Source organism: Endozoicomonas sp. G2_2 (genome assembly GCF_017744135.1).
In the GTDB taxonomy this organism is placed as follows: Bacteria; Pseudomonadota; Gammaproteobacteria; order Nevskiales; family Salinisphaeraceae; genus Salinisphaera.
On sequence record NZ_JAGHQU010000008.1, the window covers coordinates 112,860 to 136,178 of the forward strand.

Annotated in this window: 25 protein-coding genes; 15 read left to right on the forward strand and 10 right to left on the reverse strand. The window is 64.1% G+C overall.

The window, feature by feature from the left end; all coding sequences use genetic code 11:
* Positions 1 to 6 precede the first annotated feature (6 nt).
* Positions 7 to 561: a carboxymuconolactone decarboxylase family protein gene (locus J7355_RS11285; protein ID WP_209062730.1), complete on the reverse strand. Its 555-nt coding sequence runs from the start codon at positions 559 to 561 to the stop codon at positions 7 to 9.
* Positions 562 to 710: 149 nt separating this feature from the next.
* On the opposite strand from J7355_RS11285, the gene J7355_RS11290 reads away from it, so the two are divergent.
* From J7355_RS11290 to J7355_RS11300, 3 genes are all read left to right on the forward strand, one after another.
* The gene (locus tag J7355_RS11290; protein WP_209062732.1) at positions 711 to 1,319 is read left to right on the forward strand and encodes a TetR family transcriptional regulator; all 609 of its coding nucleotides are present in this window, start codon (positions 711 to 713) and stop codon (positions 1,317 to 1,319) included.
* A gap of 91 nt (positions 1,320 to 1,410) precedes the next feature.
* Positions 1,411 to 1,863 carry a MaoC family dehydratase gene (locus J7355_RS11295; protein ID WP_247739931.1) on the forward strand — a complete coding sequence of 151 codons (453 nt, stop codon included), beginning with the start codon at positions 1,411 to 1,413 and terminating at the stop codon, positions 1,861 to 1,863.
* Positions 1,860 to 3,101 carry an MFS transporter gene (locus tag J7355_RS11300; protein ID WP_348523028.1) on the forward strand — a complete coding sequence of 414 codons (1,242 nt, stop codon included), beginning with the start codon at positions 1,860 to 1,862 and terminating at the stop codon, positions 3,099 to 3,101. The genes J7355_RS11295 and J7355_RS11300 overlap by 4 nt, the downstream gene beginning before the upstream one ends.
* Before the next feature lie 79 nt (positions 3,102 to 3,180).
* Here J7355_RS11300 and J7355_RS11305 read toward each other — a convergent pair whose 3' ends face one another.
* The 3 genes from J7355_RS11305 to J7355_RS11315 all read right to left on the reverse strand — a co-directional run bounded on the left by J7355_RS11305 (position 3,181) and on the right by J7355_RS11315 (position 6,569).
* Positions 3,181 to 3,567, reverse strand: a complete 387-nt coding sequence (locus J7355_RS11305; protein ID WP_209062734.1) for a DUF2267 domain-containing protein — start codon at positions 3,565 to 3,567, stop codon at positions 3,181 to 3,183.
* Between the two features lie 178 nt (positions 3,568 to 3,745).
* Positions 3,746 to 6,181, reverse strand: coding sequence for a heavy metal translocating P-type ATPase (locus J7355_RS11310; RefSeq protein ID WP_209062736.1), 2,436 nt, complete (start codon positions 6,179 to 6,181; stop codon positions 3,746 to 3,748).
* On the reverse strand, positions 6,174 to 6,569 hold the full coding sequence (locus tag J7355_RS11315) for a MerR family DNA-binding protein (RefSeq protein WP_209062737.1): 396 nt from the start codon (positions 6,567 to 6,569) through the stop codon (positions 6,174 to 6,176). The genes J7355_RS11310 and J7355_RS11315 overlap by 8 nt, the downstream gene beginning before the upstream one ends.
* 157 nt (positions 6,570 to 6,726) lie before the next feature.
* Here J7355_RS11315 and J7355_RS11320 point away from each other — a divergent pair, with 157 nt between their 5' ends.
* The 3 genes from J7355_RS11320 (at position 6,727) to J7355_RS11330 (ending at position 9,942) form a co-directional block, all read left to right on the forward strand.
* Entirely contained in the window at positions 6,727 to 7,677 is a 951-nt protein-coding gene (locus J7355_RS11320) for a Gfo/Idh/MocA family oxidoreductase (protein ID WP_209062739.1), read from the forward strand.
* A gap of 165 nt (positions 7,678 to 7,842) precedes the next feature.
* Positions 7,843 to 8,712 (forward strand): bile acid:sodium symporter family protein, encoded by an 870-nt coding sequence (locus tag J7355_RS11325; protein WP_209062741.1) that lies wholly within the window; start codon positions 7,843 to 7,845, stop codon positions 8,710 to 8,712.
* A 165-nt stretch (positions 8,713 to 8,877) separates the two neighbouring features.
* Positions 8,878 to 9,942: a hypothetical protein gene (locus tag J7355_RS11330; RefSeq protein WP_209062743.1), complete on the forward strand. Its 1,065-nt coding sequence runs from the start codon at positions 8,878 to 8,880 to the stop codon at positions 9,940 to 9,942.
* 95 nt (positions 9,943 to 10,037) lie between these two features.
* Here the strand turns inward: J7355_RS11330 and J7355_RS11335 are convergent, their stop codons facing one another.
* The 3 genes from J7355_RS11335 to J7355_RS11345 form a co-directional block, all read right to left on the reverse strand.
* Positions 10,038 to 10,646: a hypothetical protein gene (locus tag J7355_RS11335; protein ID WP_209062745.1), complete on the reverse strand. Its 609-nt coding sequence runs from the start codon at positions 10,644 to 10,646 to the stop codon at positions 10,038 to 10,040.
* Position 10,647: 1 nt separating this feature from the next.
* On the reverse strand, positions 10,648 to 11,433 hold the full coding sequence (locus J7355_RS11340) for a PD-(D/E)XK nuclease family protein (RefSeq protein ID WP_209062747.1): 786 nt from the start codon (positions 11,431 to 11,433) through the stop codon (positions 10,648 to 10,650).
* Between the two features lie 111 nt (positions 11,434 to 11,544).
* Entirely contained in the window at positions 11,545 to 12,318 is a 774-nt protein-coding gene (locus tag J7355_RS11345) for an exodeoxyribonuclease III (RefSeq protein ID WP_209062749.1), read from the reverse strand.
* 89 nt (positions 12,319 to 12,407) lie between these two features.
* Between J7355_RS11345 and J7355_RS11350 the strand changes: the two genes are divergently transcribed.
* Positions 12,408 to 12,878, forward strand: a complete 471-nt coding sequence (locus tag J7355_RS11350) for a DUF1499 domain-containing protein (protein WP_209062751.1) — start codon at positions 12,408 to 12,410, stop codon at positions 12,876 to 12,878.
* A gap of 39 nt (positions 12,879 to 12,917) precedes the next feature.
* On the opposite strand, the gene J7355_RS11355 is transcribed toward J7355_RS11350, so the two are convergent.
* The gene (locus J7355_RS11355; RefSeq protein WP_209062753.1) at positions 12,918 to 14,990 is read right to left on the reverse strand and encodes a M3 family metallopeptidase; all 2,073 of its coding nucleotides are present in this window, start codon (positions 14,988 to 14,990) and stop codon (positions 12,918 to 12,920) included.
* Positions 14,991 to 15,139: 149 nt separating this feature from the next.
* On the opposite strand from J7355_RS11355, the gene gorA reads away from it, so the two are divergent.
* The 4 genes from gorA (at position 15,140) to gpmA (ending at position 18,613) form a co-directional block, all read left to right on the forward strand.
* The gene (gene gorA / locus J7355_RS11360) at positions 15,140 to 16,486 is read left to right on the forward strand and encodes a glutathione-disulfide reductase (protein WP_209062755.1); all 1,347 of its coding nucleotides are present in this window, start codon (positions 15,140 to 15,142) and stop codon (positions 16,484 to 16,486) included.
* 32 nt (positions 16,487 to 16,518) lie between these two features.
* The gene (locus tag J7355_RS11365) at positions 16,519 to 17,361 is read left to right on the forward strand and encodes an alpha/beta hydrolase (RefSeq protein WP_209062757.1); all 843 of its coding nucleotides are present in this window, start codon (positions 16,519 to 16,521) and stop codon (positions 17,359 to 17,361) included.
* 77 nt (positions 17,362 to 17,438) lie between these two features.
* Positions 17,439 to 17,819, forward strand: coding sequence for a hypothetical protein (locus J7355_RS11370; RefSeq protein ID WP_348523029.1), 381 nt, complete (start codon positions 17,439 to 17,441; stop codon positions 17,817 to 17,819).
* A 44-nt stretch (positions 17,820 to 17,863) separates the two neighbouring features.
* Positions 17,864 to 18,613, forward strand: coding sequence for a 2,3-diphosphoglycerate-dependent phosphoglycerate mutase (gpmA, locus tag J7355_RS11375; RefSeq protein ID WP_247739932.1), 750 nt, complete (start codon positions 17,864 to 17,866; stop codon positions 18,611 to 18,613).
* 42 nt (positions 18,614 to 18,655) lie between these two features.
* Here gpmA and J7355_RS11380 read toward each other — a convergent pair whose 3' ends face one another.
* Positions 18,656 to 19,159: a hypothetical protein gene (locus J7355_RS11380; RefSeq protein WP_209062760.1), complete on the reverse strand. Its 504-nt coding sequence runs from the start codon at positions 19,157 to 19,159 to the stop codon at positions 18,656 to 18,658.
* Between the two features lie 53 nt (positions 19,160 to 19,212).
* Between J7355_RS11380 and J7355_RS11385 the strand changes: the two genes are divergently transcribed.
* The 4 genes from J7355_RS11385 to J7355_RS11400 all read left to right on the forward strand — a co-directional run bounded on the left by J7355_RS11385 (position 19,213) and on the right by J7355_RS11400 (position 22,502).
* Positions 19,213 to 20,055: a hypothetical protein gene (locus J7355_RS11385; RefSeq protein ID WP_209062762.1), complete on the forward strand. Its 843-nt coding sequence runs from the start codon at positions 19,213 to 19,215 to the stop codon at positions 20,053 to 20,055.
* Positions 20,056 to 20,060: 5 nt separating this feature from the next.
* Positions 20,061 to 20,474, forward strand: coding sequence for a CoA-binding protein (locus J7355_RS11390; RefSeq protein WP_209062764.1), 414 nt, complete (start codon positions 20,061 to 20,063; stop codon positions 20,472 to 20,474).
* A 196-nt stretch (positions 20,475 to 20,670) separates the two neighbouring features.
* Positions 20,671 to 21,201: a DUF1043 family protein gene (locus J7355_RS11395; protein ID WP_209062766.1), complete on the forward strand. Its 531-nt coding sequence runs from the start codon at positions 20,671 to 20,673 to the stop codon at positions 21,199 to 21,201.
* Positions 21,202 to 21,326: 125 nt separating this feature from the next.
* A complete protein-coding gene (locus J7355_RS11400) occupies positions 21,327 to 22,502 on the forward strand; it encodes an alpha-hydroxy-acid oxidizing protein (protein ID WP_209062768.1) in 1,176 nt (391 codons plus the stop codon).
* Between the two features lie 41 nt (positions 22,503 to 22,543).
* On the opposite strand, the gene J7355_RS11405 is transcribed toward J7355_RS11400, so the two are convergent.
* A complete protein-coding gene (locus tag J7355_RS11405) occupies positions 22,544 to 23,314 on the reverse strand; it encodes an SDR family oxidoreductase (protein ID WP_209062769.1) in 771 nt (256 codons plus the stop codon).
* Positions 23,315 to 23,319: the final 5 nt, after the last annotated feature.

Genomic DNA, 23,319 nt, shown 5'->3' on the forward strand with positions numbered 1-23,319 from the left:
TGTCGATCAGCCGTTGTGTTGCCACGCAAACTTCTGGAACGGCGCGTCGACCGGCGTCTCGGCGAGGTGATTGACGTAGTTGCTCATCACTTTTTGCGATACGCCAAGAACCACCTCGAGCAACTGACGGCGCGTATAGCCGGCGTCGAGAAACGCCTGGACCGCGTCGTCGCTGACTTCGCCGCGCTGTCGCACGACGCTCAGCGTGAAGTCGCGCAGGGCTTCGAGTCGTGCCGTGGGCAGCTCGGTTTCGTCGCGCAGCGCGTCCGTGATCGCGTCATCGACCCCCATCTGTTTCGCGATGGCGGTATGCGCGGGTACACAGTAGTGGCAGCCGTGCTCGACGTTGATGCTCTGCCAGACAACCGTCTGTTCCTCGGCGCTGAAGCTGGTGTGGAGAAACAACGCATGCAGGTGCTGATAGCCCTCGAGCAGGCCGGGTGCTTCGGCCATTACGGCATGCAGGTTCGGAATCATGCCGAAATCCTTTACCGAGTTCTCGAGCAATGGCTTGCTGTCTTCGGGGGCGGTTTGTCGATCGTGGCGCATGAAATCGGCCATGGGGCGAATCCTTGGGTTCGAGTGGCGCTGCCCGGGGATGCGGCGCCGGCAGAATGCTGCGGCACAGATTAATCGTAATTGAGCAATCACTCAAGTTAGAATGATTTTCTCTTTTCCGGCGTCTAACCGCCACCTGCTTCGTATACGCCATGCCGCGCCAACCGCTCTACGATCGTCAGCACGCTCTCGACCAGGCGGTGCAGCTGTTCTGGGAACAGGGTTTTCATGCGACGTCGATCAAGGACGTGGAGCGCGCGCTGGATATGCGTCCGGGCAGTATCTATGGCGCGTTCGGCAACAAGGTTCGGCTTTTCCAGGCCGCGCTGGATCGTTATGCCGAGCAGGGCCTCGCCGAGCTGGATGCGCAGCTGCAGGCGCACGCCTCCCCGCTGGCCGGGCTGGCGGCCTACCTGCGCAGCCTGGGCGGATTGCGGGACCGGCAGATGCCCTGCCGGGCGTGCATGCTAGTCAAGAGTCTGCTCGAGCTCAACGAGCGCGATGACGCTACACGGCGTCAGGCCGACCAGCTGTTGGCGGCCATGGAAAGTCGTTTCGTGGCCTGCTTCGAGGCGGCCCGGACGGCGGGTGAGCTGTCTGCAGCGCACGATCCGCGCCGGTTGGGGCGCCGCCTGCAGGCCCAAGTGATGGGCATGCGCGCTTACGCGCAGCGCGATGTCGATGCCGCCGCCTTGCACGAGCTGGCTGAAGACATGGCCGGCTCGGTGGAGAAGCTGCGCGACCCGTCCGCCGGTCGCTGACGTCGTCGCGGCGCGTTTGCTGCGGTCTACAACCTTTGACGTGTAGCCGGTTCTACGCTGCTTGTGCGATCTTGCCTCGCAGGAGGAGCGCATGAGCGAACAAGAAAAAACCAATGGCTGGGCCGGTACGCGTCGCTATATGCCCCGCGTGGGCGATACCGCCGAACGCCGACTCGATATCAGCGAACGTCATATCGATCTGTTCACGCAAATGAGCGGGGATCGCAATCCGTTGCATACCGACCGGGCAGCGGCGGAGCAGTCCCGTTTCGGCGGTCTGATCGTGCAGGGCGGGGTGACGACCGGCATTCTCAATGCCGTGGTCGCCGAGGATCTGCCGGGCCCGGGTAGCGTGTTTCTCAGCGTGGATTGGAAGTTCTCCAAGCCGGTATACGTTGGCGACACCATCACCGGGCGGGTGGAAATCGTGAGCGTCCGCGAGGACAAACCGTTCTGCAACATACGCACCACGGTCGAGAACCAGAAGGGTGAGGTCTGTGTTTCCGGCGATGCGGTAACCTACACGACCCCGCTGCCGCAGTGACCGACGCGCCCGCTGCCGCACCGCTGCAGGATCCGGCCGGACGCTGGCGCGCGCTCGTCGTGCTTGCCAGCGCCATGCTGCTGGGCATGACGACCTGGTTTTCCGCGACCGCGGTCGTGCCGCAGCTGCGTGATCTCTGGGCGTTGAGTCCGGCGCAGTCCGCGTGGATGACGATCGCCGTTCAACTGGGCTTCGTGGCCGGGGCGCTGGCCTCTGCAGTGTTCAACATCGCCGACCGCGTGCCGCCGCGCCGGCTAATGCTGTACGGCGGGGTCGGCGCGGCGGTGGCCAACCTTCTGCTGCTCGCCGGCCCGCCCATCGCGATTGCGATCGCCCTGCGTGCGATCACCGGGTTCTGTCTGGCCAGCGTGTACCCGCCGGCCATGAAAGCCATGGCGACCTGGTTCAAGCTCAAGCGCGGCACGGCGCTCGGTATCATGGTCGGCGCGCTGACCATGGGTTCGGCCGCGCCGCATCTGGTCAACGGCCTGGGTGGGTTGGATTGGCGTACCGTGATTCTGGCGACCTCGATCATGTCGCTGGCCGGCGGCCTGGTCGCTGAATATCTCGGCCGCGATGGGCCGTTTGATTTTCCGCGCGCCGTGTTCGATCCACGCAAGGCCTGGCAGGCGTTTTCCGACCGGCCGGTTTATCTCGCCTCCATCGGTTATTTCGGGCACATGTGGGAGCTTTACGCCATGTGGGCCTGGTTCTCCGTGTTCTTCGGCGACGTGCTTACCGCGCAGGCCATCGACGCGCCGCTGGCCTGGAGTGCGATCGCCACGTTCGTTGTCATCGGTGTCGGGGCGCTGGGTTGCTGGGTCGGCGGCATGCTCGGCGACCGATGGGGGCGTGGGCGCGCGACGTCTCTGGCGATGATCGTGTCCGGCAGCTGCGCGGTGATCATCGGGCTGATTCCGGCCGCCGCCTGGCCGCTGGTGCTGATTGTCGGCCTGGTCTGGGGCTTCTGGGTGGTGGCCGACTCGGCCCAGTTCTCCACCGTTATCACCGAGCTGGGTGATCAGGCGTATGTCGGCACCGCGCTGACGCTGCAGCTGGCCATCGGCTATGTCCTGACCGTACCCACGCTGTGGCTGATCCCGATCGTGCACGGCGCTTTCGGATGGGGCGCCGCTTTTGCCCTGCTCGCGCTGGGGCCCCTGGTCGGCACGATTGCGATGCAAAAACTGGCGCGGATCGAGAAAAGATACGCGAATCGAACCGAAGGCTTCTCGTAGACGTGAAAAAGCCCGCATGCGTCTTTGCATGCGGGCTCGATTCTCCTGCGGCGCTGAAAGCGCTGCCTCGGTTTGCTGATCAGCTCGCGAGCAGCGTGTTGATATCGGCCGGTAGCTCGAAAGTCACGTCGACGAATTCGCCGGTGGTGACGGCTTTCTTGAACGTGTTGATCACCACGCGCACGGGCTCACGCACGTCGTCGGCGCTCATGTCGGCACGGGTGGCGACTTCCGTGTAGAAATCCTCAAGCTCGACCTTGCCGTCGGCCTCGCCGGTCTGCTGCTGGCCACCCTTGAGAGCGGCCTGCGACAGCTCGCTGGGCAGCTGCGAGGTCATCTGCCGGATTTCTTCCTGCGGCAGATGCAGGCACAGCGCCTCGATGGTCGCAAAGCTCACGTTCGTGGCTACGGTACGGTCGCTGATGCCGGCCTGCTCGACGCGATTGATGAATTCTTCGGTCTGCATACGTTGGTCCTTGTTCGTCCTGTTTTATGCGGTGCGACACGCACGGGGCGTGTCGGCGTGGCGCAGACTGTGCCCACCGCAGATACCCGCGGCTATCAGGACAAACCCGTAATCTCGGTATTCGCGCGTCGCTCAGCGGGCGACCGGGCCCAAAACCTTCAGGCTCGGTCGCGGTCGCTCAAAGCGAGGCGCGCCGCAACCGCAGCGCGTTGCTGATCACCGACACCGACGACAGGCTCATCGCCGCCGCGGCCAGCATCGGCGAGAGCATGGCGCCGAACAGCGGATACAACACGCCCGCCGCGATCGGCACGCCGGCGCCGTTGTAGATGAAGGCGAAGAACAGATTCTGGCGAATATTGCGCATGCTCTGTTTCGACAGGCGCACCGCCTTGGCGATGCCGCGCAGATCGCCCTTCACCAGCGTGATGCGCGCGCTTTCCATGGCAACGTCGGTGCCGGTGCCCATGGCAATGCCGACATCGGCCCTGGCCAGTGCGGGGGCATCGTTCACGCCGTCGCCGGCCATTGCCACCGTGAGACCGTCGCGCTGGAATTGCTCGACCAGGGCGTGCTTGTCTTCGGGAAGCGCACCGGCATGGACTTCGTCGATACTCAGATCGCCGGCCACGGCTCGGGCCGTGGTTTCGCTGTCGCCGGTGAGCATCACCAGCCGCAGGCCAGCGTCGTGCAGAATCCGGACGGCCTCGCGGGTGCTGGGCTTGATTGGGTCGGCAACCGCGACCAGTCCGGCCAGCGCGCCGTCCACGGCCACGAACATCACCGTATCGCCGGCCTCGCGGCGCTTGTCGGCCGCTGCGCGCAACGCTTCGGTGTCGATGTCGTGGTCTTGCATCAGCGCGGTATTGCCGATGAGCACATCACGATCGTCGATACGGCCGCGCACGCCGCGCCCGGTGAGCGATTCGAAATCGGTCACGTCGCGCAGGGCGATGTCGCGCTCGGCCGCGCCGTCGACGATCGAGCGTGCCAGCGGATGTTCGCTGGCGTTTTCCAGCGCGGCGACCAGCGCCAGCAGTTCGTCTTCGGCAAGATCGCCACTGGGCTCCACCGCCACCAGGCGTGGCTGGCCCTCGGTGAGCGTGCCGGTCTTGTCCATGAGCAGCACGTCGATGTTTTCCATGTGCTCCAGCGCCTCGGCATCGCGAATGAGCACGCCTTCGCGCGCGCCGCGGCCGATGCCGACCATCACCGACATCGGCGTGGCCAGGCCCAGTGCACAGGGACAGGCGATGATCAGCACCGAAATCGCGGCGACCAGCGCATACGACAGCGACGGCTCGGGCCCGATCAGCGCCCAGACCACGAAGGCCGCGATCGCGCACAGCACCACGGCCGGCACGAACACACCGGCGACCTTGTCCGCCAGGCCCTGGATCGGCGCCCGCGAACGCTGGGCGTTGGCGACCATGTCGACGATGCGCGAAAGCACCGTGTCGTCGCCGACCGATTCGGCCTGCATCACGAAGCTGCCGGTCTGGTTGACCGTGCCGCCGGTTACGCTGTCGCCGGTCTGTTTTTCCTGCGGCACCGGCTCGCCGGTGATCATGGATTCATCCAGCGTCGAGCGGCCGTCGACCAGGATGCCGTCCACCGGCACCTTTTCGCCCGGCCGCACGCGCAGGCGATCGCCGGCAGTCAGATCGTCGAGCGCGACATCGGTTTCGTTGCCGTTCTCGTCCAGGCGATGCGCGCTGGGCGGCGCCAGATCGAGCAGCGACGCCAGCGCCCGCGAGGTCTGGCCACGGGCCCGCGCTTCCATCACCTGACCGAGCAGAATCAGGGTGATGATGACCGCCGCCGCCTCGAAATACAGCGGCGCGTGCCCGGCGCCGGAGAGGAAGGATTCCGGCAGCACGCCGGGCAAAAGCAGCGCCACGATGGAAAAACCGTAGGCCGCGCCCACGCCGAGCGCGATCAGCGTCCACATGTTGGGGCTGGCGTTGACCACCGACTGCCAGGCGCGCTTGAAGGCGAAGCCACCGCACCAGAACACCACCGGTGTGGCGAGCAGCAGCTGGACCCAGCCGAAGGCGGCGCCGAACATGCCGTGCAGGTCCACGCCCGGCACCATGTCGCCCATGGCCAGCACGAATACGGCCGCCGACAGCGGCAGGCTGACCGTAAATCGGCGCAGCATGGCCTTGAGTTCCGGGTCGTCGGTATCGGGGCTGACGGTGGTCGGCTCCAGGGCCATGCCGCATTTCGGGCAGTCGCCGGGTTCGTCCTCGACGATCTCGGGGTGCATGGGGCAGGTGTACCGGGTCTGGCGTTTCGGCGGCTTGGCTGGTTCCAGCGCCATGCCGCATTTGGGGCAGTCGTCCGGCTCGTCGCTTTCCACCCCGGGACACATCGGGCAGATATAGCGCGTGCCCGGCGGTGCCGGCGCGGCATCGGACGCCGTCGGGTTCAGGAACGATTCGGGATCCGCGGCGAAACGATCGCGACAGCGCGTGCAGCAGAACTGCCAGGTTCGACCGGCGTATTCGTGGGCCGGCGCGTCCGGCGCGGTCACGGTCATGCCGCAGACCGGGTCCTTGGCGGCGCCGTCGTCGTGGGGCGTGTTGGCGCTGTGGCAGCAGTGATCAGTCATCGTCGTTCAGGGTTTCGATAATGGGGCAGCCGTCGACCGAGCCCTCGCCGGAGCAGCGGCAGGTGACGTCGTACAGCGTGGCGCGCATGCGTTGCAGATCGCCCAGCCGGGCTTCGATCTCGGCCAGCTTGGCCTCGGCGACACGCTTGATGTCCGCACGCTGGCCACCGGCCTGCAATTCCAGCAGGGAGCGGATTTCCTCCAGCGTGAAGCCCAGCCGTTTGGCGCGGCGGATGAACCGCAGCCGTCGTGCGGCATCTTCCGGGTAGCGCCGGTAGCCGCTGGCCGCGCGCGGCGGCTCCGGCATCAAGCCACGCCGCTCGTAGTAGCGGATGGTTTCGACGCCGGCGTCGGCCGCGGTGGCGAGTTGTCCAATGGAGTACGGCATCGGGTCTCACGGGAATGAGGTGATCGAAACATAATCCCGTACCAAGGTACGGGGTCAAGTGGAGTCCGGCAGGCGCATGTGCCCGTCGCTGGAGGCCTCAAACGCTGCAAGCGCGTACACTACGGCGCGTTACGAACCGGTGACAGGAACGAGACGTATGCGAGTAGTGGCGATTGGCGCCGGCGCCTGGGGCAAGAACATCATCCGCAATCTCGCCGAGATCGGCGCGCTGGGCGGTATCGTCGATGGCAATGCCGATCGTCTCAACGAATTCGGCGAGCAATATCCGCAGGCGGCGCTGTTTGCCGACTATCGCGCCGCGCTGGAATCGGACTGCGAGGCCGTGGCCATCGCCACGCCGACGCCGTCGCATTTCGAGATCGCCATGGCCGCGCTCGAGGCGGGCAAGGACGTATTCGTCGAAAAGCCGCTTACCCACAGCTCGGCGCAGGCGCGCCAGCTGGTGGACGCGGCCCGGCACAAGAACGCGATTCTCATGGTCGGCCATCTGCTGATCTATCAGCCGGCGATCGCCTGGATTCGCGACTATGTCGCCGCCGGCGAGATCGGCGAGCTGTTCTCGATCCGTCACGAACGGCTCAACCTGGGCCGCGCACGCAGCGCCGAGAACGTGATCTGGGATATCGGCGTGCACGACATGGCGATCATGCTCTATCTGGTCGGCATGGCGCCGGACCGGGTACGCGGCACCGGCCATCGCATGCTCGGTCTCGGCGTCGAGGACGAGGTGCATGTGCATCTCGAGTTCGAGAACGGCGTGCGCGGCAATATCCATACCTCCTGGCTCTGGCCCGAGACCAACCGGCGCACCATTCTGCGCGGCTCGCGCGGCATGCTCGTCTACGACGAAGTCGGCCAGACGGTCACGCATCACCGCAAGTGGATCGATGACGATCTGCAGAACCACGACGAGGGCAGCGAAGTCGTGCATCGCGGCGACGGCCAGCCGCTCAAGCTGGAACTGCAGCATTTCATCGACCGCGTGGCCGACCGCCAGCCGGCGCGCTCGGACGGCGAAAGCGCACTGGCCGTGGTCGAGACTCTGGAACGCATCAACACGGCGGTCGAGGAATCGAGCCGCTACTAGCCGAACGTCACGACACGGCAGCTCATATCACGGTGCCCTCGAGGCGCCGTTTTTTGCTTGCTCGATTGGCGTGCGCCCCGCATATTGCAGACAGCGATATCGAACACATCGATATCGAGGAAAACAACAAGCAATAACAAGACACAAGACGAAGGGGAGCGCCGCGTGGAACAAGGGGTACTGATTCAGATCGGGCTGCCGGTCTCGTTGTTCATCATCATGCTCGGCATGGGGCTGACCCTCGCGCCGCGCGATTTTCGCAACGTGTTGGTGTATCCGCGCGCCACGATCATGGGGGCCGTGGCCCAGATTCTGCTGCTGCCGGTGATGGCCTTTGCGATCGCCGCCGTGCTCGGCCTGCCGGGGCCGATCGCGGTCGGGCTGGTCATCATCGCTGCCTGCCCCGGTGGCACGACCTCCAATCTGTTCACCTTTCTGGCCCGCGGCAACGTGGCGCTGTCGATCGTGCTGACCGTGCTGGCAAGCCTGGTCACCATCCTCACGCTGCCGCTGTTCACCAACCTGGCGATGCGCCTCTATATGGACACCAGCGAGCAGATCTCGCTGCCCGTGCTGCGCACCATCGCCACGCTGGTAGTCATCATCCTCATCCCCGTATCGCTGGGCATGGGTGTGCGACGTATTGCGCCGGGCTTCGCGAAACGCTCGGAAAGTGTGGTCAGCCTGTTCGGCATGCTGGTGCTGGTCGCGCTCATTGTGGCCATCGTCATGCAGGTGCGCGATCAGTTCTGGACGCTTTTGCAGACGGCGGGCCTGGCGGCGGCTGCGCTCAACGTCGCCGGTATCGCGCTCGGGTTTCTCGGCGGCCGGCTGACTGGCCTGCCGGCGCGCGACGCACTGACGGTCGCAATCGAGCTCGGCATCAAGAACGCCACGCTCGGCCTGCTCGTGACGCTCACGCTGCTGGACTCCAGCGAGATGTCGGTGCCGTCCGCGGTTTACGGCGTGCTCATGTTCGTCTTCGGCATCGGGCTGATCATCTTCGGGCGCAAGACCCAGCGCGCGCCTGACTAGGCCGGGCGCACGATTAGGCCGCACCAGAACAGGGCGCGCTCGGCGGCGTAAGGCCGCCCCTTCCCGGCGGCCGGATCGCGTGCGCTCCCATCAACCGGCGTCAGTCGTAGCGGCCCTCGCGTTTGCGACGTCTGAGTGCGCGACTTACGGTGGCCGGGTCGTTCAGTGACCCACCATGCATCGCACACTCGGTTACAGGAAGGCGCGGCATTATCGCCGCAGCAGCAGCTCGCGTTTTCGGAGGCCTTGCGGATGTGTCGCTTTTGCTTGGAATCGGCTCTTGTCGGCCATCTTGACGAACTCAATGACCAAGAGTTGCTGGACGCGTTTGATCCGCCAATCGATGCGCTCGAGGAGATTGATGACCTGCCTGCCGCCCTCATCGACTTGAATCCGGAGAAGCACGCGCTCGAAGTCGTCATAGCGCGTGTTGTCGAGCATTACGTGCTGCGCGGATTCGACGCATCGGTCTTCGAAGCGGTGCAGAACACCTATGGCCACGCCGCTATCTCTGCGTTTTTTGAGACAAGTCGAGAGGCGCAGCCGGACTCGCTGGGCTCCGAGCTCACCGACGTCACGATCTACCAGCATCGCAAGGCCTGGTCCCGGTTGATGGCGCAGCGCACCGCGCTAGTCGGGCACGCAAAAGCCCGTCTCTATGAATACTTGGACTTATGGTGCGTCGCATTGCTCTGGCCAGCCGACCAGCATGAAGTCCAAGCGATGCCCAAGGTTCAGCCGCCCGCCCGCGAGGAGACGGCGGCAAATACGAGCAGTCTGCATGCACGTTTCATCGGCGATTTCGCCGCGCTGGCCATCGTGCGCCGCTTCGAACCGGACGCGCCGGTGATTCGATCCATAGTCGCTGCCCAGCCGATGCACCTCCCAGGTTTTTCGACGCTCGGACTATGGCTTCAGCGTCGAGCCGCGGCGCACGTGGTTCGACATCGCGGCGTGGACTTTTTGGACTGCTTGCTGGAAGTTTCAGATGAGTTCAGGCGACTTGGCTATGAAGATTGGGCCGTCCGCAACGAACTGTTTCACTATGGTGTAGTGACTGCGCTGCTTACCGAAGAGGGCTGGCTACAACTTGACAAAATCCATCGCGAATACGATCAGACAAAAGGTCGATTGCCGGCAAATGGCGTGAGCGCGGTCGCTACTCAAGACGTGATAGATAGCCGACTTGGGAGGACCGTCCAGCGTCGGCCTGGCAATTTATTGTTCTAGCTTTTGAATTTTTTAGATTCGCGCGGAAGTTATTCGGCGGTACCGTGAGATAAAAGCCTATCGCTCACAGTTCGCGGTCGGGACAAGGCTTATGACTAGATAAGCGCCTGTGTAAATGCACGTACTGCTGCAAGAGCGGCTTTCTGCAGCGGCGTTACATCGATGTGATCTAAACCTCGAACCGGCAAGTCCACCGGCTTTGTAGTCCACTCATCTTCATTGCCATCATGTTCCCAAGCGGCCGCATCGAGAGTCAGACTGTTTGAGAATCCGTAGCCGCCGCCTTTCTCTTCAAAGTGAAAGCCAATTTTTATAGCCTTCTGGTCGCTCCACACGGAAGAGATAAATCGGCCGTTTTCGATATTGTGCATGCGATACATGCACTCATCCCAAGTGGTTGAAAGCGAGAGCTCTCCCTCGTATTCGTGTGCTTTGCAATCGGTAGCGCCAGCTTCGATCAATAGGCTCGTCGCCGGCGCCCAAACTTCTTCCCATAGAGCTTTGTAAAATAGCCATAGGTCGACTTGGGTCTGATAACCAGCCAGTAGCGCGCGGTGATAAGTGGCGAGATCATCCCAGCTCATATCTTCCGTGACGCCGTCATTGCGCCCGTGAATCTTTTCTACGAGCGTCTCAATCGCTTGTGCGTTACCTGGGGATTCGTAGTAGAACTGCAACGATTCGGGAATATCGATTTTTGACATGTCAGGCTCCGATCCGCGCCCAGAGTTGGCGTCGGAATGCGATAAAGGTATTGTCGTGATCGGACACTAATTCCGCTTCCCAATGACGAAGAAAATTCAGCCATGAGAGCGGATGCCAGAGTTCCTTAAGCGAGCGCCTGTCTGCTCGTGAGAAGGCCCCATCCAGTGTGAGTAATACGAGCCGCAGATGCTCCGGATCGTCGACATTCTGCAGCGCGTCGCGGCCGTATTTCTCCAGCTGACCTTTCGTCAGCTTGTGATCGAATTTCATCTCGACGATTTGACGATATCTTCGGCAATTTTCATCGCGCCAGCTAATCAATAAGTCGATCCGCATAGATGAGTTATCTATACGGTCTTCAGCAGCAACATAAAAGCCCGTCGCTGATTTTAAGGAGTGGAGAAAATTACTTGAGGAGGGTTCGTTCGGGATCAGCGCTCGAATGAGCGACTTACAACGATTTGCTTTCAGCTCCGGCATATCCCCGGCATGGGAAAAATGGGCGATTCCACTGGATGCCTGAGGCTCATGGAGCCTGAAACCGAATGGTTCTGCCAGATTGAGAGCGTGGCGCTCCCGCAAGCCGGGAAAGTAGTCCGTTATCGAGCTAGCCTGAAACGAGCTGATTGATCGGCTCGACTCTGTTACTCGCTCGCTATTTGTGAGAATAGTTCCGAAGCGATTCCGAACGAAATCGACGACTTGGCTATCGAGAACCGGGTTTCTCGACCACAGATCCGCCTCCGCTACAACGGATTTGTAAGTCGAATTTAACCCATTCTGCATACTCAGTTTTCCCCGAGTTGTAGTTATAGTTTCGAGTAAATCGACCCTAACTCGGGGGTCTGCTAAATGGAAGGGGAGCTGTCTATCGGAATTCGATCGCAGGCGGCCCTCTTAAATAACGAAGTCGGCCACCACGGGCACGTGATCCGACGGTCGCTTGCGCCCGCGTTCGCCGACGTGCGCCTTGCATTCGCGGCAGTTCTCGGCGAGCGCGCGGGTGGCGAGCACGTGGTCGATACGCAGCCCGGCGTTGCGCGCCCAGCCGCCGTTGCGATAGTCCCACCAGGTGAAGCGATGGCGGCCTTCGCGCTCGTCGAACAGGCGCCAGCAGTCGGTGAGGCCGGCGTCGAGAAGCGTCTGCAGAGCCGCACGCTCGGGGGGCGAGCAGAGGATGCGCCCCTGCCATTTCTCGGGGTCGTAGGTGTCTTCGTCGCGGGGCGCGATATTGAAATCGCCGGTGAGCACGAGCTTGTCGTGGGCCTTCAGTTCGTCGGTGAGCCAGGCGGCGAGCGCTTCAAACCAGGCGAGCTTGTAGGCGTACTTGGGTGAATCGAGATCCTGGCCGTTGGGGCAATACACGCCGATCACGCGCACGCCGTTCACGGTCGCGGCGATCACGCGCTTGTGGTCGTCCTCGAAGCCGGGCAGGGCGTAGACCACGTCCTCTGCTCCGGTCTTGGTGAGCAGGGCGACGCCGTTATAGGTCTTCTGGCCGGTGAAAACGGTCTCGTAGCCGGCCGCGCGGATGGCATCGGCGGGAAACTTGTCGTCGGTGAGCTTGGTTTCCTGTAACGCGAGCGCGTCGACGGGGTTCTTCTCCAGCCAGGCGAGGACGTGCTCCAGGCGGACGTTGAGCGAATTGACGTTCCAGGTGGCGATCTGCATCCAAGACTTCCTTGCGGTCGACAACGCATGAATCGAGCGGGCGGCGGTGTACAGTGCGAGACCTATACCCAGCCCGGCGAATTCACCCGATGATTCGAGTTCTGTTCAAACCGTTTGCGACCGCCATTGTAATGGCCACCGGACTGGTCGGCTGTGCGAGTTCGCCGCCCAAGCAGTTCACCCGCTCGGCGGATGAGTTCACACCGTGCTCGAGCGCGCCGCACTGCGTGTCGTCGCAGGCGCCGCGCGACGGCTCGAAGCATGTCGAGCCGCTGCGCTTCGAAGGCGCGACCGTCGCGGCGGCCCGCCAAGCGCTGCTCAAGACGCTCTACGCGGCTGAAGGCGCGAAGGTAGAGCGCGCCGAAAATCGTTTTGTTCACGCCACGTTTCGCACCACGGTGGGCTTTGTCGACGACGTGACCTTTCTGATCCAGCCCGATGCACAGATCATCGATGTGAAATCGTCGTCCCGGATCGGTTACTACGACTTTAACGTCAACCGAAGGCGTGTCGAGCAATTGCGGGCACGTTTCGATGCGCTGCTCGACACCGCGGTCTAGCCTAGCCATCGCCCGCCGGTGACCGGCGGGCGCGTGGTGTCAGGCCGCGCGCTCGCTCTGGTCCAGCCCGCTATGGCGCAGTAACGCATCGATCGACGGCTCGCGGCCACGGAAGGCCACGAAGTTGTCGAGGGCGTCGCGGGTCGCGCCGCGTTCCAGCACTTCGGTGAGAAAGCGCCGGCCCGTGGCCTTGTCGAACAGCGAGCTTTCTTCGAACGCCGCAAACGCGTCGGCCGAAAGGACTTCGGCCCATTTATAGCTGTAGTAGCCGGCCGCATAGCCGCCCGCAAAGATGTGCATGAAGCTGTGCGGAAAGCGGTTGATCGCCGGCGGCTGCATGACCGCAACCTCGGCGCGCACCCGGTTCAGCGTATCGAGCACCCGGGCGCCGGTCTGCGGGTCGTAGTCGCGATGCAGGCGCAGATCGAACAGCGATATCTCGATCTGGCGCAGCATCTGCCAGCCGGCCATGTGGTTGCGCGAGGCATGGAGCTTGTCGAACAGGTCCTGCGGCAGCTTCTCGCCGGTCTGGTAATGGGCGGCGAACAGGTCCAGCGACTCGCGCTCCCAGCACCAGTTCTCCATGAACTGGCTGGGTAGTTCGACAGCATCCCACTCCACGCCGGAAATACCCGAGATCGGGCCGTAATCCACCCGCGTGAGCATGTGGTGCAGGCCGTGGCCGAATTCGTGGAAGAGCGTGGTGACCTCGTCGTGGGTCAGCAGGGCCGGGTCGTCGCCGATCGGCGGCGAGAAGTTGCAGGTCAGAAACGCGACCGGTGTCTGCACGCCGTCGGCACTGGCCCGGCGCGTCTGGAATCCGTCCATCCAGGCGCCGCCGCGCTTGCCCTCGCGCGCGTAGGGGTCGAGATAGAACACGCCGCGGCGGGTGTTCTCGGCGTCGCGAATTTCGTAGACGGTGACGTCTTCATGCCAGGTCGAGACATCGTCGAGCGCGGTAATGCGGATGTCGTAGAGGCGTTCGACCACCTTGAACAAGCCGTCGATGACCTGCGGCGCCTGGAAGTAGGGGCGCAGATCCTCGGCGGAGTAGTCGTAGCGCTGTTCCTTGAGTTTTTCGCCGTAGTAGCCGACGTCCCAGGCCTGCAGTTCGTCGATGCCGTCTGCGGCCGCGAGTGCACGCAGCTCGGCCAGCTCCGCTTCGGCCGGGGCGCGGCTGCGCTCGGCGAGATCGAGCAGGAAGGCTTCGATCTGGTCGGGGCTGTCGGCCATCTTCTTGGCCAGCGATTGCTCGGCGTAATTGTCGAAGCCGAGCAGGCCGGCTGCTTCGTGCCGCAGCGCCAGGATCTCGTCCATGATCGCGCTGTTGTCGTATTCGCCGGCCTGCGGACCGACTTCCGATGCGCGGCTGGAGAAGGCTTCGTAGATTTCGGCGCGCAGTTCGCGGTTGTCGGCATGCGTCATCACGGCGATGAAACTGGGCGCGTCGAGCGTGACCAGCCAGCCGTCGAGATCCTTGTTCGCCGCGTTCTGGGCAAGCAGCGCACGGGCGGAATCGGGCAGGCCGCTGAGCTGCGATTCGTCGGTCACGTGCTTGCGCCAGGCCTGGGTCGCGTCCAGGAGATTCTGCTGAAAGCTCGTCGACAGCTCGCTCATGCGCTGGGCGATCTCGGCAAAACGTGCCTTGGATTCGTCGTCCAGCGCCACGCCGGACAGCCGGAAGTCGCGCAGCATGTCGTTGACGACCCGCTGTTGCGCGGCGTCGAGCGTGTCGAAGGTGTCGGCATCGCGCAGGCGCTGCACGGCCTCGAACAGTGCCGTGTTCTGGCCCAGTTCCGACGAGAAGGCGGTGAGTTTCGGCAGACAGGCCTGATAGGCCTCGCGCCAGGCCGGCGAATCCATCACCGCGTGCAGATGCGAGACCGGCGAGAAGGCCCGTTCGATGCGATCTTCGGCGGCGTCGAGTGGCTCGACCAGCGTTTCCCAGCTGGGGTCGACACTCTGAGCAATGGCGCGATCGACCGCGCGCCGGGCGTCGGCGATCATCTGGTCGACGGCCGGCTCGGCATGTTCCGGTGCGATCGCCGAGAAGTCGGGCAACTGGCCGCCTTCGAGCATGGTGAGGAGCGGGTTGTTCTGAACGTCGGTCATGGATTCAGGTTCTCGCGAAATCGGTGATTGCGGCGCGCGGCGCCGGCTCAAGTTGACTATGTGCGGGCCGGGGCGCGCCAATCAAGAGCGCCTGACAGGCTGGCGGTGCACACATACAATGCAGGCCATCATATTGCGGGTGAGCAGACATGAGTGAGCATTTCGATCTCGTGGTGATCGGCGGCGGCAGTGGCGGCATGGCCACGGCGCGCCGTGCGGCGAGCTACGGCAAGAAGGTCGCGCTGATCGAGCGCGGCCGACTCGGCGGCACCTGCGTGAACATCGGTTGCGTGCCCAAGAAAGTGATGTGGCATGCCGCCGAGTTCGCCGCCCACGCGGCCCATGCCGCGGACTACGGCTTTGCCACCGGCGTGCCCGAGCACGACTGGACGAAGCTGGTCGACAACCGTGAAACCTATATCCAGCGGCTGAATGGTATCTACGCGCGCAACCTCGACAAGGACGCGGTCGAGTTCGTTGCCGGCGACGCGCGCTTTGTCGGCGAACGCCGGGTCGCGGTCGGCGAGCGCGAACTCGAAGCAGACCATGTCGTGATCGCCACCGGCGGCAAGCCGCACTGGCCGGATGTGCCCGGTGCCGCGCTGGGCACCGACTCAGACGGCTTTTTCGGTTGGCGTGAGCGCCCGGACCGTGTGGCGATCGTTGGCAGCGGTTATATCGCCTGCGAGCTGGCCGGCGTGCTCAATGGCCTGGGCGCGCACGTCACGCTGCTGTTGCGCAAGGAACACGTGCTCAAGAATTTCGATGCCATGCTCGGCGATACGCTCATCGAGCGCATGAGACAAGCGGGTATCGACGTGCAGATGAATCGTCAGACCGCCGAGCTCAGCGAGGCCGGCACGCAGGTCAGGGTCGATTTCGAGGATGGCGATTCGATCACCGTCGACAAGCTGATATGGGCGATCGGCCGGCTGCCGAATACCGACAATCTGGATCTCGAGAGCCTGGGGCTGGAAACCGCCGCCGACGGGACCATCCCCGTCGACGCGTGGCAGGACACCGCGATCGCGGGCGTACACGCGCTGGGCGACGTGACCGGCCAGGCCGAGCTCACGCCGGTGGCGATCGCTGCCGGGCGGCGGCTGTCCGACCGGCTGTTCGGCGGCCAGCCCGATCGGCGGCTGGATTATCACAACATCCCCACCGTGGTGTTCACCCATCCGCCGATCGGCAGCGTGGGTCTCAGCGAGGCCGAGGCGCGCGCCCAGTACGGCGACGACGCGGTGAAGATCTATACCAGTCACTATGTCGCGCTCTATCACGGCGTGCTTGAGCACAAGGTGCCCAGCGACATGAAGCTGGTCTGCGTGGGTGACGACGAGAAGATCGTGGGCGCGCACGTGATCGGCGATGGTGCCGACGAGATGCTGCAGGGCTTCGGCGTGGCCGTGAAGATGGGCGCGACCAAGGCCGATTTCGACAATACCGTGGCGATTCATCCGACCAGTGCGGAAGAGTTCGTCACCATGACGTGAGGCATGGCCGCCGGGTCCTCGGCGCGCTGCTGATGGGCGCGCTGTCGCTGATGCTCTCGGCCTGCTCGGGGCAGTTCTGGGCCAATGCGCTGACGCCGCGCTGGGGCTACGACCGGCATGCGGATATCGCCTACGGCGACGATCCGCGACAGACCCTGGACGTCTACGTGCCCTCGGACAAGGCCGCTCACGCGCCCGTGGTGGTGTTTTTCTACGGCGGCAGCTGGCAGAGCGGCGACAAGAACGGTTATCGCTTCGTGGGCCAGGCGCTGGCGTCGCGGGGCCTGGTCGCCGTGGTGCCGGACTATCGGCTCTATCCGCCGACCACGTTTCCCGGCTTCATCGAAGACGGCGCCCGTGCCGTGGCGTGGGCCAAGGCGCATGCGGCCGACTATGGCGCCGACCCGGATCGGCTGTTCGTGTCCGGGCATTCGGCCGGTGCCCATATCGGCGCGATGCTGGCGACCGATGGCCGCTATCTGGCCGCCGCCGGCGCGTCGATAGCGGACCTCGCCGGCTTTGTCGGCATGGCGGGGCCTTATGATTTTCTTCCCATAAGAGACCCGGTGCTGCAGCGGATTTTTGCCCCGCGTGAAACCTGGCCGCGTACCCAGCCCATCGAGTTCGTGGATGGCGATGAGCCGCCGATGTTGCTCATGCACGGCGCGGCGGACGAGACGGTCTATCCCAAAAACAGCCGAAATCTTGCCAATAAAATTAAAGCCTCCGGCGGATCGGCCCAATTGGAAATCTATCCGGATGTCGGGCATATTGGCCTTATTGCACCGCTTGCTGCGCCGTTGCGCATGACCGGCGACCAGCTCGACGTGTTCGCGAATTTCGTCAAAGAAATCGCCTCAGACAGCCCCCGTTAAGCTTTCGCATGTATGATCGCGCGCTTCATTTGAGCGGCATCGATCTCATGCGTCGTTTTGTCACAACAACGATAAGCGTGCTTTCGCTACTGTGCGCGTCGGTCTCTCTGGCCCATGCCGACCCGGTAGAGTGGAAGGAACTCAACGTGTCCGCAACGGCGTATAATTCCGTGCCGTGGCAGACGACGGCAAAGAAACCGGCCATCGCTGCCTGGGGTGACGAACTCAAACCCGGCATGCGCGCAATCGCCGTGTCCCGCGATCTGATCGAGCAGGGGCTTACCCATGGTGCGCGCGTGAAGATCGAAGGCATGCCCGGCGTCTATGTCGTGCGCGACAAGATGAATCGTCGCTGGCGCAAGAAGATCGACATCTACATGGGCAAGGATGTCGCGGCCGCGCGCGAGTTCGGCATACAACACGATATCCGGATCAGCTGGGCCGAACCCGACAGCTGATCCTCGCCGGCCAGCGGCCGGCCACAATCGAGCAAGGAGTGATGATGCCCGGCCAGCTTGTACTGCTACGCCACGGCCAGAGCCAGTGGAACCTCGAAAACCGGTTCACCGGCTGGGTCGATGTCGACCTCACCGACAAGGGCCGTGCCGAAGCGCGTGCCGCCGGCCGTCTGCTGGCGGATGAGGGCATCCGCTTCGACGTCGCCTTCACTTCGCTGCTCCAGCGCGCAATCAAGACCATGTGGCTGGCGCTCGAGGAGCTCGAGCAGCCGTGGGTCGATGTGGTGCGCCACTGGCGCCTGAACGAGCGCCACTACGGCGGCCTTCAGGGCCTCGACAAGGCCGAAACGGCCGAGAAGCACGGCGAGGAACAGGTTCACACCTGGCGTCGCAGCTACGACATCCCGCCGCCGGAAATGGCGCAGGATGATCCGGGTCATCCGCGTTTCGACAGCCGCTACCGGCATCTGGACGCCCGTGTCCTGCCGGGCACCGAGTCGCTTTCGCTGACGCTCGATCGCGTACTGCCGTACTGGCACGACGCGATCGCGCCGCGTCTCAAGGCCGGGGAGACGGTACTCGTGACCGCCCACGGCAACAGCCTGCGCGCACTCGTGAAATACCTCGAAGGCATTGCCGACGATGTGATCACCGGCGTCAATATTCCCACCGGGATTCCACAGCTGTACACGCTCGACGAACAGCTCAACGTGATCGAATCGCGTTATCTCGGGGATGCCGACGCCGCCGAAGCGGCCGCCAAGGCAGTCGCGGATCAGGCCAAGTCGAAATAGCCGTATCGGCCGTCGCAGGCGGCCGACACGCGGCTCGGTGGGTCAGCGTCGCACGCCAATCACGAGTTCGCCGCTGTCGTTATCGATCAGGCCGGCAGCCGTGAGCCAGGCGCGGGCATCCTCGGCGTCTTCGGCGAACCACGCCGCGGCGCTGCCGAGCCGGAAGGTATAACCCCAGCGGTCCATATCCGCACACATGCGCTCTCGGTCCATGCCGCCCAAGTGTGCGCTGGCCAGGATCTGCCAGTAGCAGACCGCGTTCTCCTCGTCATAGGTGCCGCCGGCATTGGTATGCAGGCCGGCCCGCCGCGTCTGGTCCATGCAGACATAGTGGCCGGCCTCGTGCATCGCCGAATGCACGGGTGTGTCGCCACGCACATAGATCGTGTCGCCGATCAGCCCGGCCTCCTCGTCGCCCCAGAAACTGCCGGGAATCGGTTTGCCGTGCTCCGTGCGTACGAGGGTAAGGCCCAGGCGCGCGAACAGCGTGCGCAGGGGAGCGACGCCCATGGCGTCGACCGTGAGCACGCCATTCGTGTCAGGCATGGGTTCGGGGGATTGGCGTACAGTATGCGGATTGCTCAATGCACAGGTGAAACGTGAAACCACAAGCGAAATCCTATCTGATCACTGTATTCATGGGGGCGCTGCTGCTGGCCGGCTGTGCCACCGGGCCGGCCGGAAAGCAGGCGCAGGCGAGCGCGTCGAATCGCGTGCTCGCGGCCTATGAAGTGCCCGATCTGCTCGCCCAGGCGGCGCCCGCCGTGTCGCAGTCGCTGGACAAGAACCTGCCCGACGACGTGAGCGATACCGATCGCCAGCGCCTGCGCGACGTGGTTTTCGACGCCTATGATCCGCAGGCCCTGCAGGCCGACGTGGCCGAGAACCTGCGTGAACAGGCCGGCACGGATGGCCGCGAGGCGGCATTGGTCGCGGCTGCCGAGGCGCTCGACACCCCGCTGGCCACCAAGATGATCGGCCTGGAGTCGACCACCGGCGAGGCGAATTTCGCACAGAACTTCAAGGCCTTCGTCGATCAGCCGGCAACCGATCGCCGCAAGGCGCGCCTGCGCCAGATCGATTCGCTGGCCCAGGACATGCAGATTATCGAACTGCAGACGGGCTTCAACGTCACGCTGCTCGAAGCCATGATCCGGGCACGCAACGCCGCCTCGGGGCCGCAGCATCAGGTCGACGCGCCGCGTATCGAGCAGATGGTCGCCAAGACGCGCGGGAACATCGAAGGCAAGCTCGAGCAGCGGGTTCCGCTGATGCTGCTGTACGTCTATCGCGACGTGTCGAATGCCGAGCTGGAAAGCTATGTCCAGCTGCAGAGCCGGCCCGAGCTGGTCTGGACCAACCAGGCGCTCAAGAAATCCATCATCGACGCGCTGTCCGATGCCGGTGAGCGCGTCGCGAGCAACTTCCAGAACGCCTCCTGATACCCATGCCACTGATTACCGAAGATGCCGATATTCGCGAGATTCTGGCCCAGACCCGGCGGGTTGCCGTGGTGGGGCTGTCGTCGAACGAGTCGCGCCCGTCGTTCGGCGTCGCCAAGGCGCTCATGGACGAGGGCTATGGCATCGTTCCGGTAAACCCGAACGAGGACAAGGTCCTCGGTGAGAACGCGTTTCCGGATCTGTCGCATATCACCGGAATGGTCGACGTGGTCGACGTGTTCCGTCGGCCCGAGCACGTGCCGCAGATCGTCGATGCCTGCATCGAGCGCGGCGTGCGTACGCTCTGGCTGCAGGAAGGCGTGGTGCACCAGGCGGCGGCCGAAAAGGCGGCCGCGGCCGGCATCGATGTCGTCATGGATCGGTGCATGCTCAAGGAATACCGGCGCCTGCTGGGTTAGAACAGGCGAGCCGGGCCGCCCGCGAGCGGCCCGGCCCGTGTGCCGCGTCGCGTGCGCCGGCGCGCGGCCTGTTGCCCGGTGCCGTGCGGTGCGTGCACTGGGCTAAGGTCTAACGCCCACAACTTGCCGTGCGCAATCTGACCACACAGTATGGGGACGTCATCCCATCCCGGCACTACAAGGGAGAACCTTATCCATGGCCAATCTGAGCCCCGTAGCCCTGATTCTCATCGTCGTCGTCTGCGCAGTGGTCGCGCTGCTGATCGGCTATTTCCTTGGTAGCCGGTTCGGCGGCAAGAAATCCGTGGCCATGAAAGAGGCCACCGAAAAGCACGACAGCTACAAGAACGACGTGCGCGAACATTTCGAGCAGACCTCCGCCATCATGTCGCGCATGGTCGACGACTATCGCGACATGTATCAGCACATGGCTGAAGGCGCCGAGAAGCTGGCCGAGATGCATCCGGAAAAGCTGGTCACCCCGCCGCCTGCGCCGGAGGCCATCACCCGTGATACCGCCGTCGAGGGTCAGAAAGAAGGCCAGAACGCCGAGCAAGCGACCGACACGGACGCCAAACCGGCCACGGCCGATCAGCCGTCCGCGGCGAGCAGGGGCGATACACATGCGCCCAACCGCGACGCGGTGATGAACAGCGACTCCTCGAACGATCGCCCCTGGAACAAGGAAAGCAAGGAAAAGGGCGGCAAACGCTACGGTCTCGAGTGATCCTTTCCGGGCGCGCCCTGCGCGGTTGCGCCTGATTCGAAATGCTGTTTTGATTCCAGCCGGCCCCGTGCCGGCTGTTTCAGTTCGGGCGTGGCAATAACGACAACACGACGAGGAGAGCGACGGTGGCACGAGCGACGAATCACTACGGCAACTACCAGTTCGGCATCTACATGGCCGGGCAGGAGGGCCAGCTGCCCGGCTTGCCGTTGCGCTACGAGGATCTCGAAGCCCGGGCGCGTGAAGTGCTCGATTCCGGCGCCTACTGGTATGTCGCCGGCGGCGCCGGCGAGGCCTCGATGGCGGCCAACCGCAAAGGTTTCGATCGCTATCCGCTCATGCCGCGCGTGCTCACCGACGTCAGCCAGCGTGACTTGGGCACAACCGTTCTGGGCAAGCGCCGCAAGACGCCGATCATGCTGGCGCCGCTGGGCGTACAGGAAATCCTGCACGACGACGCCGAGATGGCGACCGCGCGTGCCGCCGCCCAGCTCGACGTACCGATGATCCTGTCCACTGTCTCCTCGAACCCCATGGAAGACGTCAAGCGCGAGCTCGGCGAGACCGCGGGCTGGTACCAGCTCTACTGGCCGAACGACGACGCGCTGGCGGCAAGCCTGGTGCAACGGGCGGAAAAGGCCGGTTACGAGGCGATCGTGATCACGCTGGACACCAAGATGCTGGCCTGGCGCGAACGCGATCTCGACGGCGCCTATCTACCGTTCCTGGAAGGCAAGGGGTTGGCGAACTACACCAGCGATCCGGTCTTCTGTGCCGGGCTCGACCAGCCGCCGGCCGACGACGTGCAGGCCACCGTGCGCCACTGGTCGCAGGTCTATGCTTCGCCCGAACGCAGCTGGCCGGATCTGGCCAAGCTGCGCGAGGCGACCAATCTGCCGCTGATCCTCAAGGGCGTGCTGCATCCGGAAGACGCGCTGGCCGCGCGTGCCGCCGGGATGGACGGCGTGATCGTGTCCAACCACGGCGGGCGCCAGGTCGACGGCAGCGTGGCCGCGATCGATGCGCTGGCCGGCGTCGTGGACGCGGTCGGTGCGCATATGGACGTGTTGTTCGATAGCGGTATCCGCCGCGGCACCGACGTGCTCAAGGCGATCGCGCTGGGTGCGGATGCCGTGCTGGTCGGCCGGCCGTTCGCCTGGGGGCTGGCCTGTGCCGGCGAGCAAGGCGTGGCCGAGGTACTGCGCCGGCTGCTGGCCGATATCGACCTCAGCCTCGCCCTGATCGGCCAGAGCCGTATCGACAGGCTCAGCCGTGCCTCTCTCGCGCCTGCGCCGCGTTAGACTCCACGACGCCCGCGCTTCGGCGCGGGCGTCGCGGCGCGTTACATGCGTCCGAGATGCATGCCGCCGTCGAGCAGCAGCGTTTCGCCGGTAGTGATACCGGCGCCGGCAGCGAACCAGGCGATCGACTCGGCCACGTCTTCGGGCGTGCAGACCTTGGCCAGGGGCGTGTTCGATTCAAGCCGTTCGATCATCGCGTTGTAGCGTTTCTCGCCCAGGCCCTCGGCCAGCCAACTGCCGCGCACGAAGCCGGGGCAGACGGCGTTCACGCGAATCGCCGGGCCGAGCGCGCGGGCCAGGGATTTGGTCATGGTGATCAGCGCGCCCTTGGAGGCGGCATAGGCGATCGAACTGCCGAATCCCATCACCCCGGCAATGGATGCCACGTTTACCACGCTGCCCCGGCCTGCGGCCTGCATGCTTGGCGCCACCGCACGCACCATCTGATAGGCGCCGATCGTGTTCACCGCATACAGGTCCTGGAAATCCTGTGCGCTCAGCCCGTCGAGATCCTCGTGCGCACAGAAACGCGTGGTCCCGGCGTTGTTGACCAGCGCATCGATACGGCCCCACTTGTCCTCTGCGGCCTTGGCCAGTGCACGACAGTCCGCGTCTTCGGCGACGTTGGCCTGCTGCACGATGGTCTCGGCGCCCAGTGCCTCGCACTCGCGTGCGACGCTCTCGGCAGCCTCGGCGCTGCGCGAATAGTTGATCACGACGTTGTAGCCACGTTCGGCAAACAGGCGGGCACTGGCGGCGCCGATACCGGAAGAGGAGCCGGTGATCAGGGCAACGGGACGGTCGTTCGACATGGACA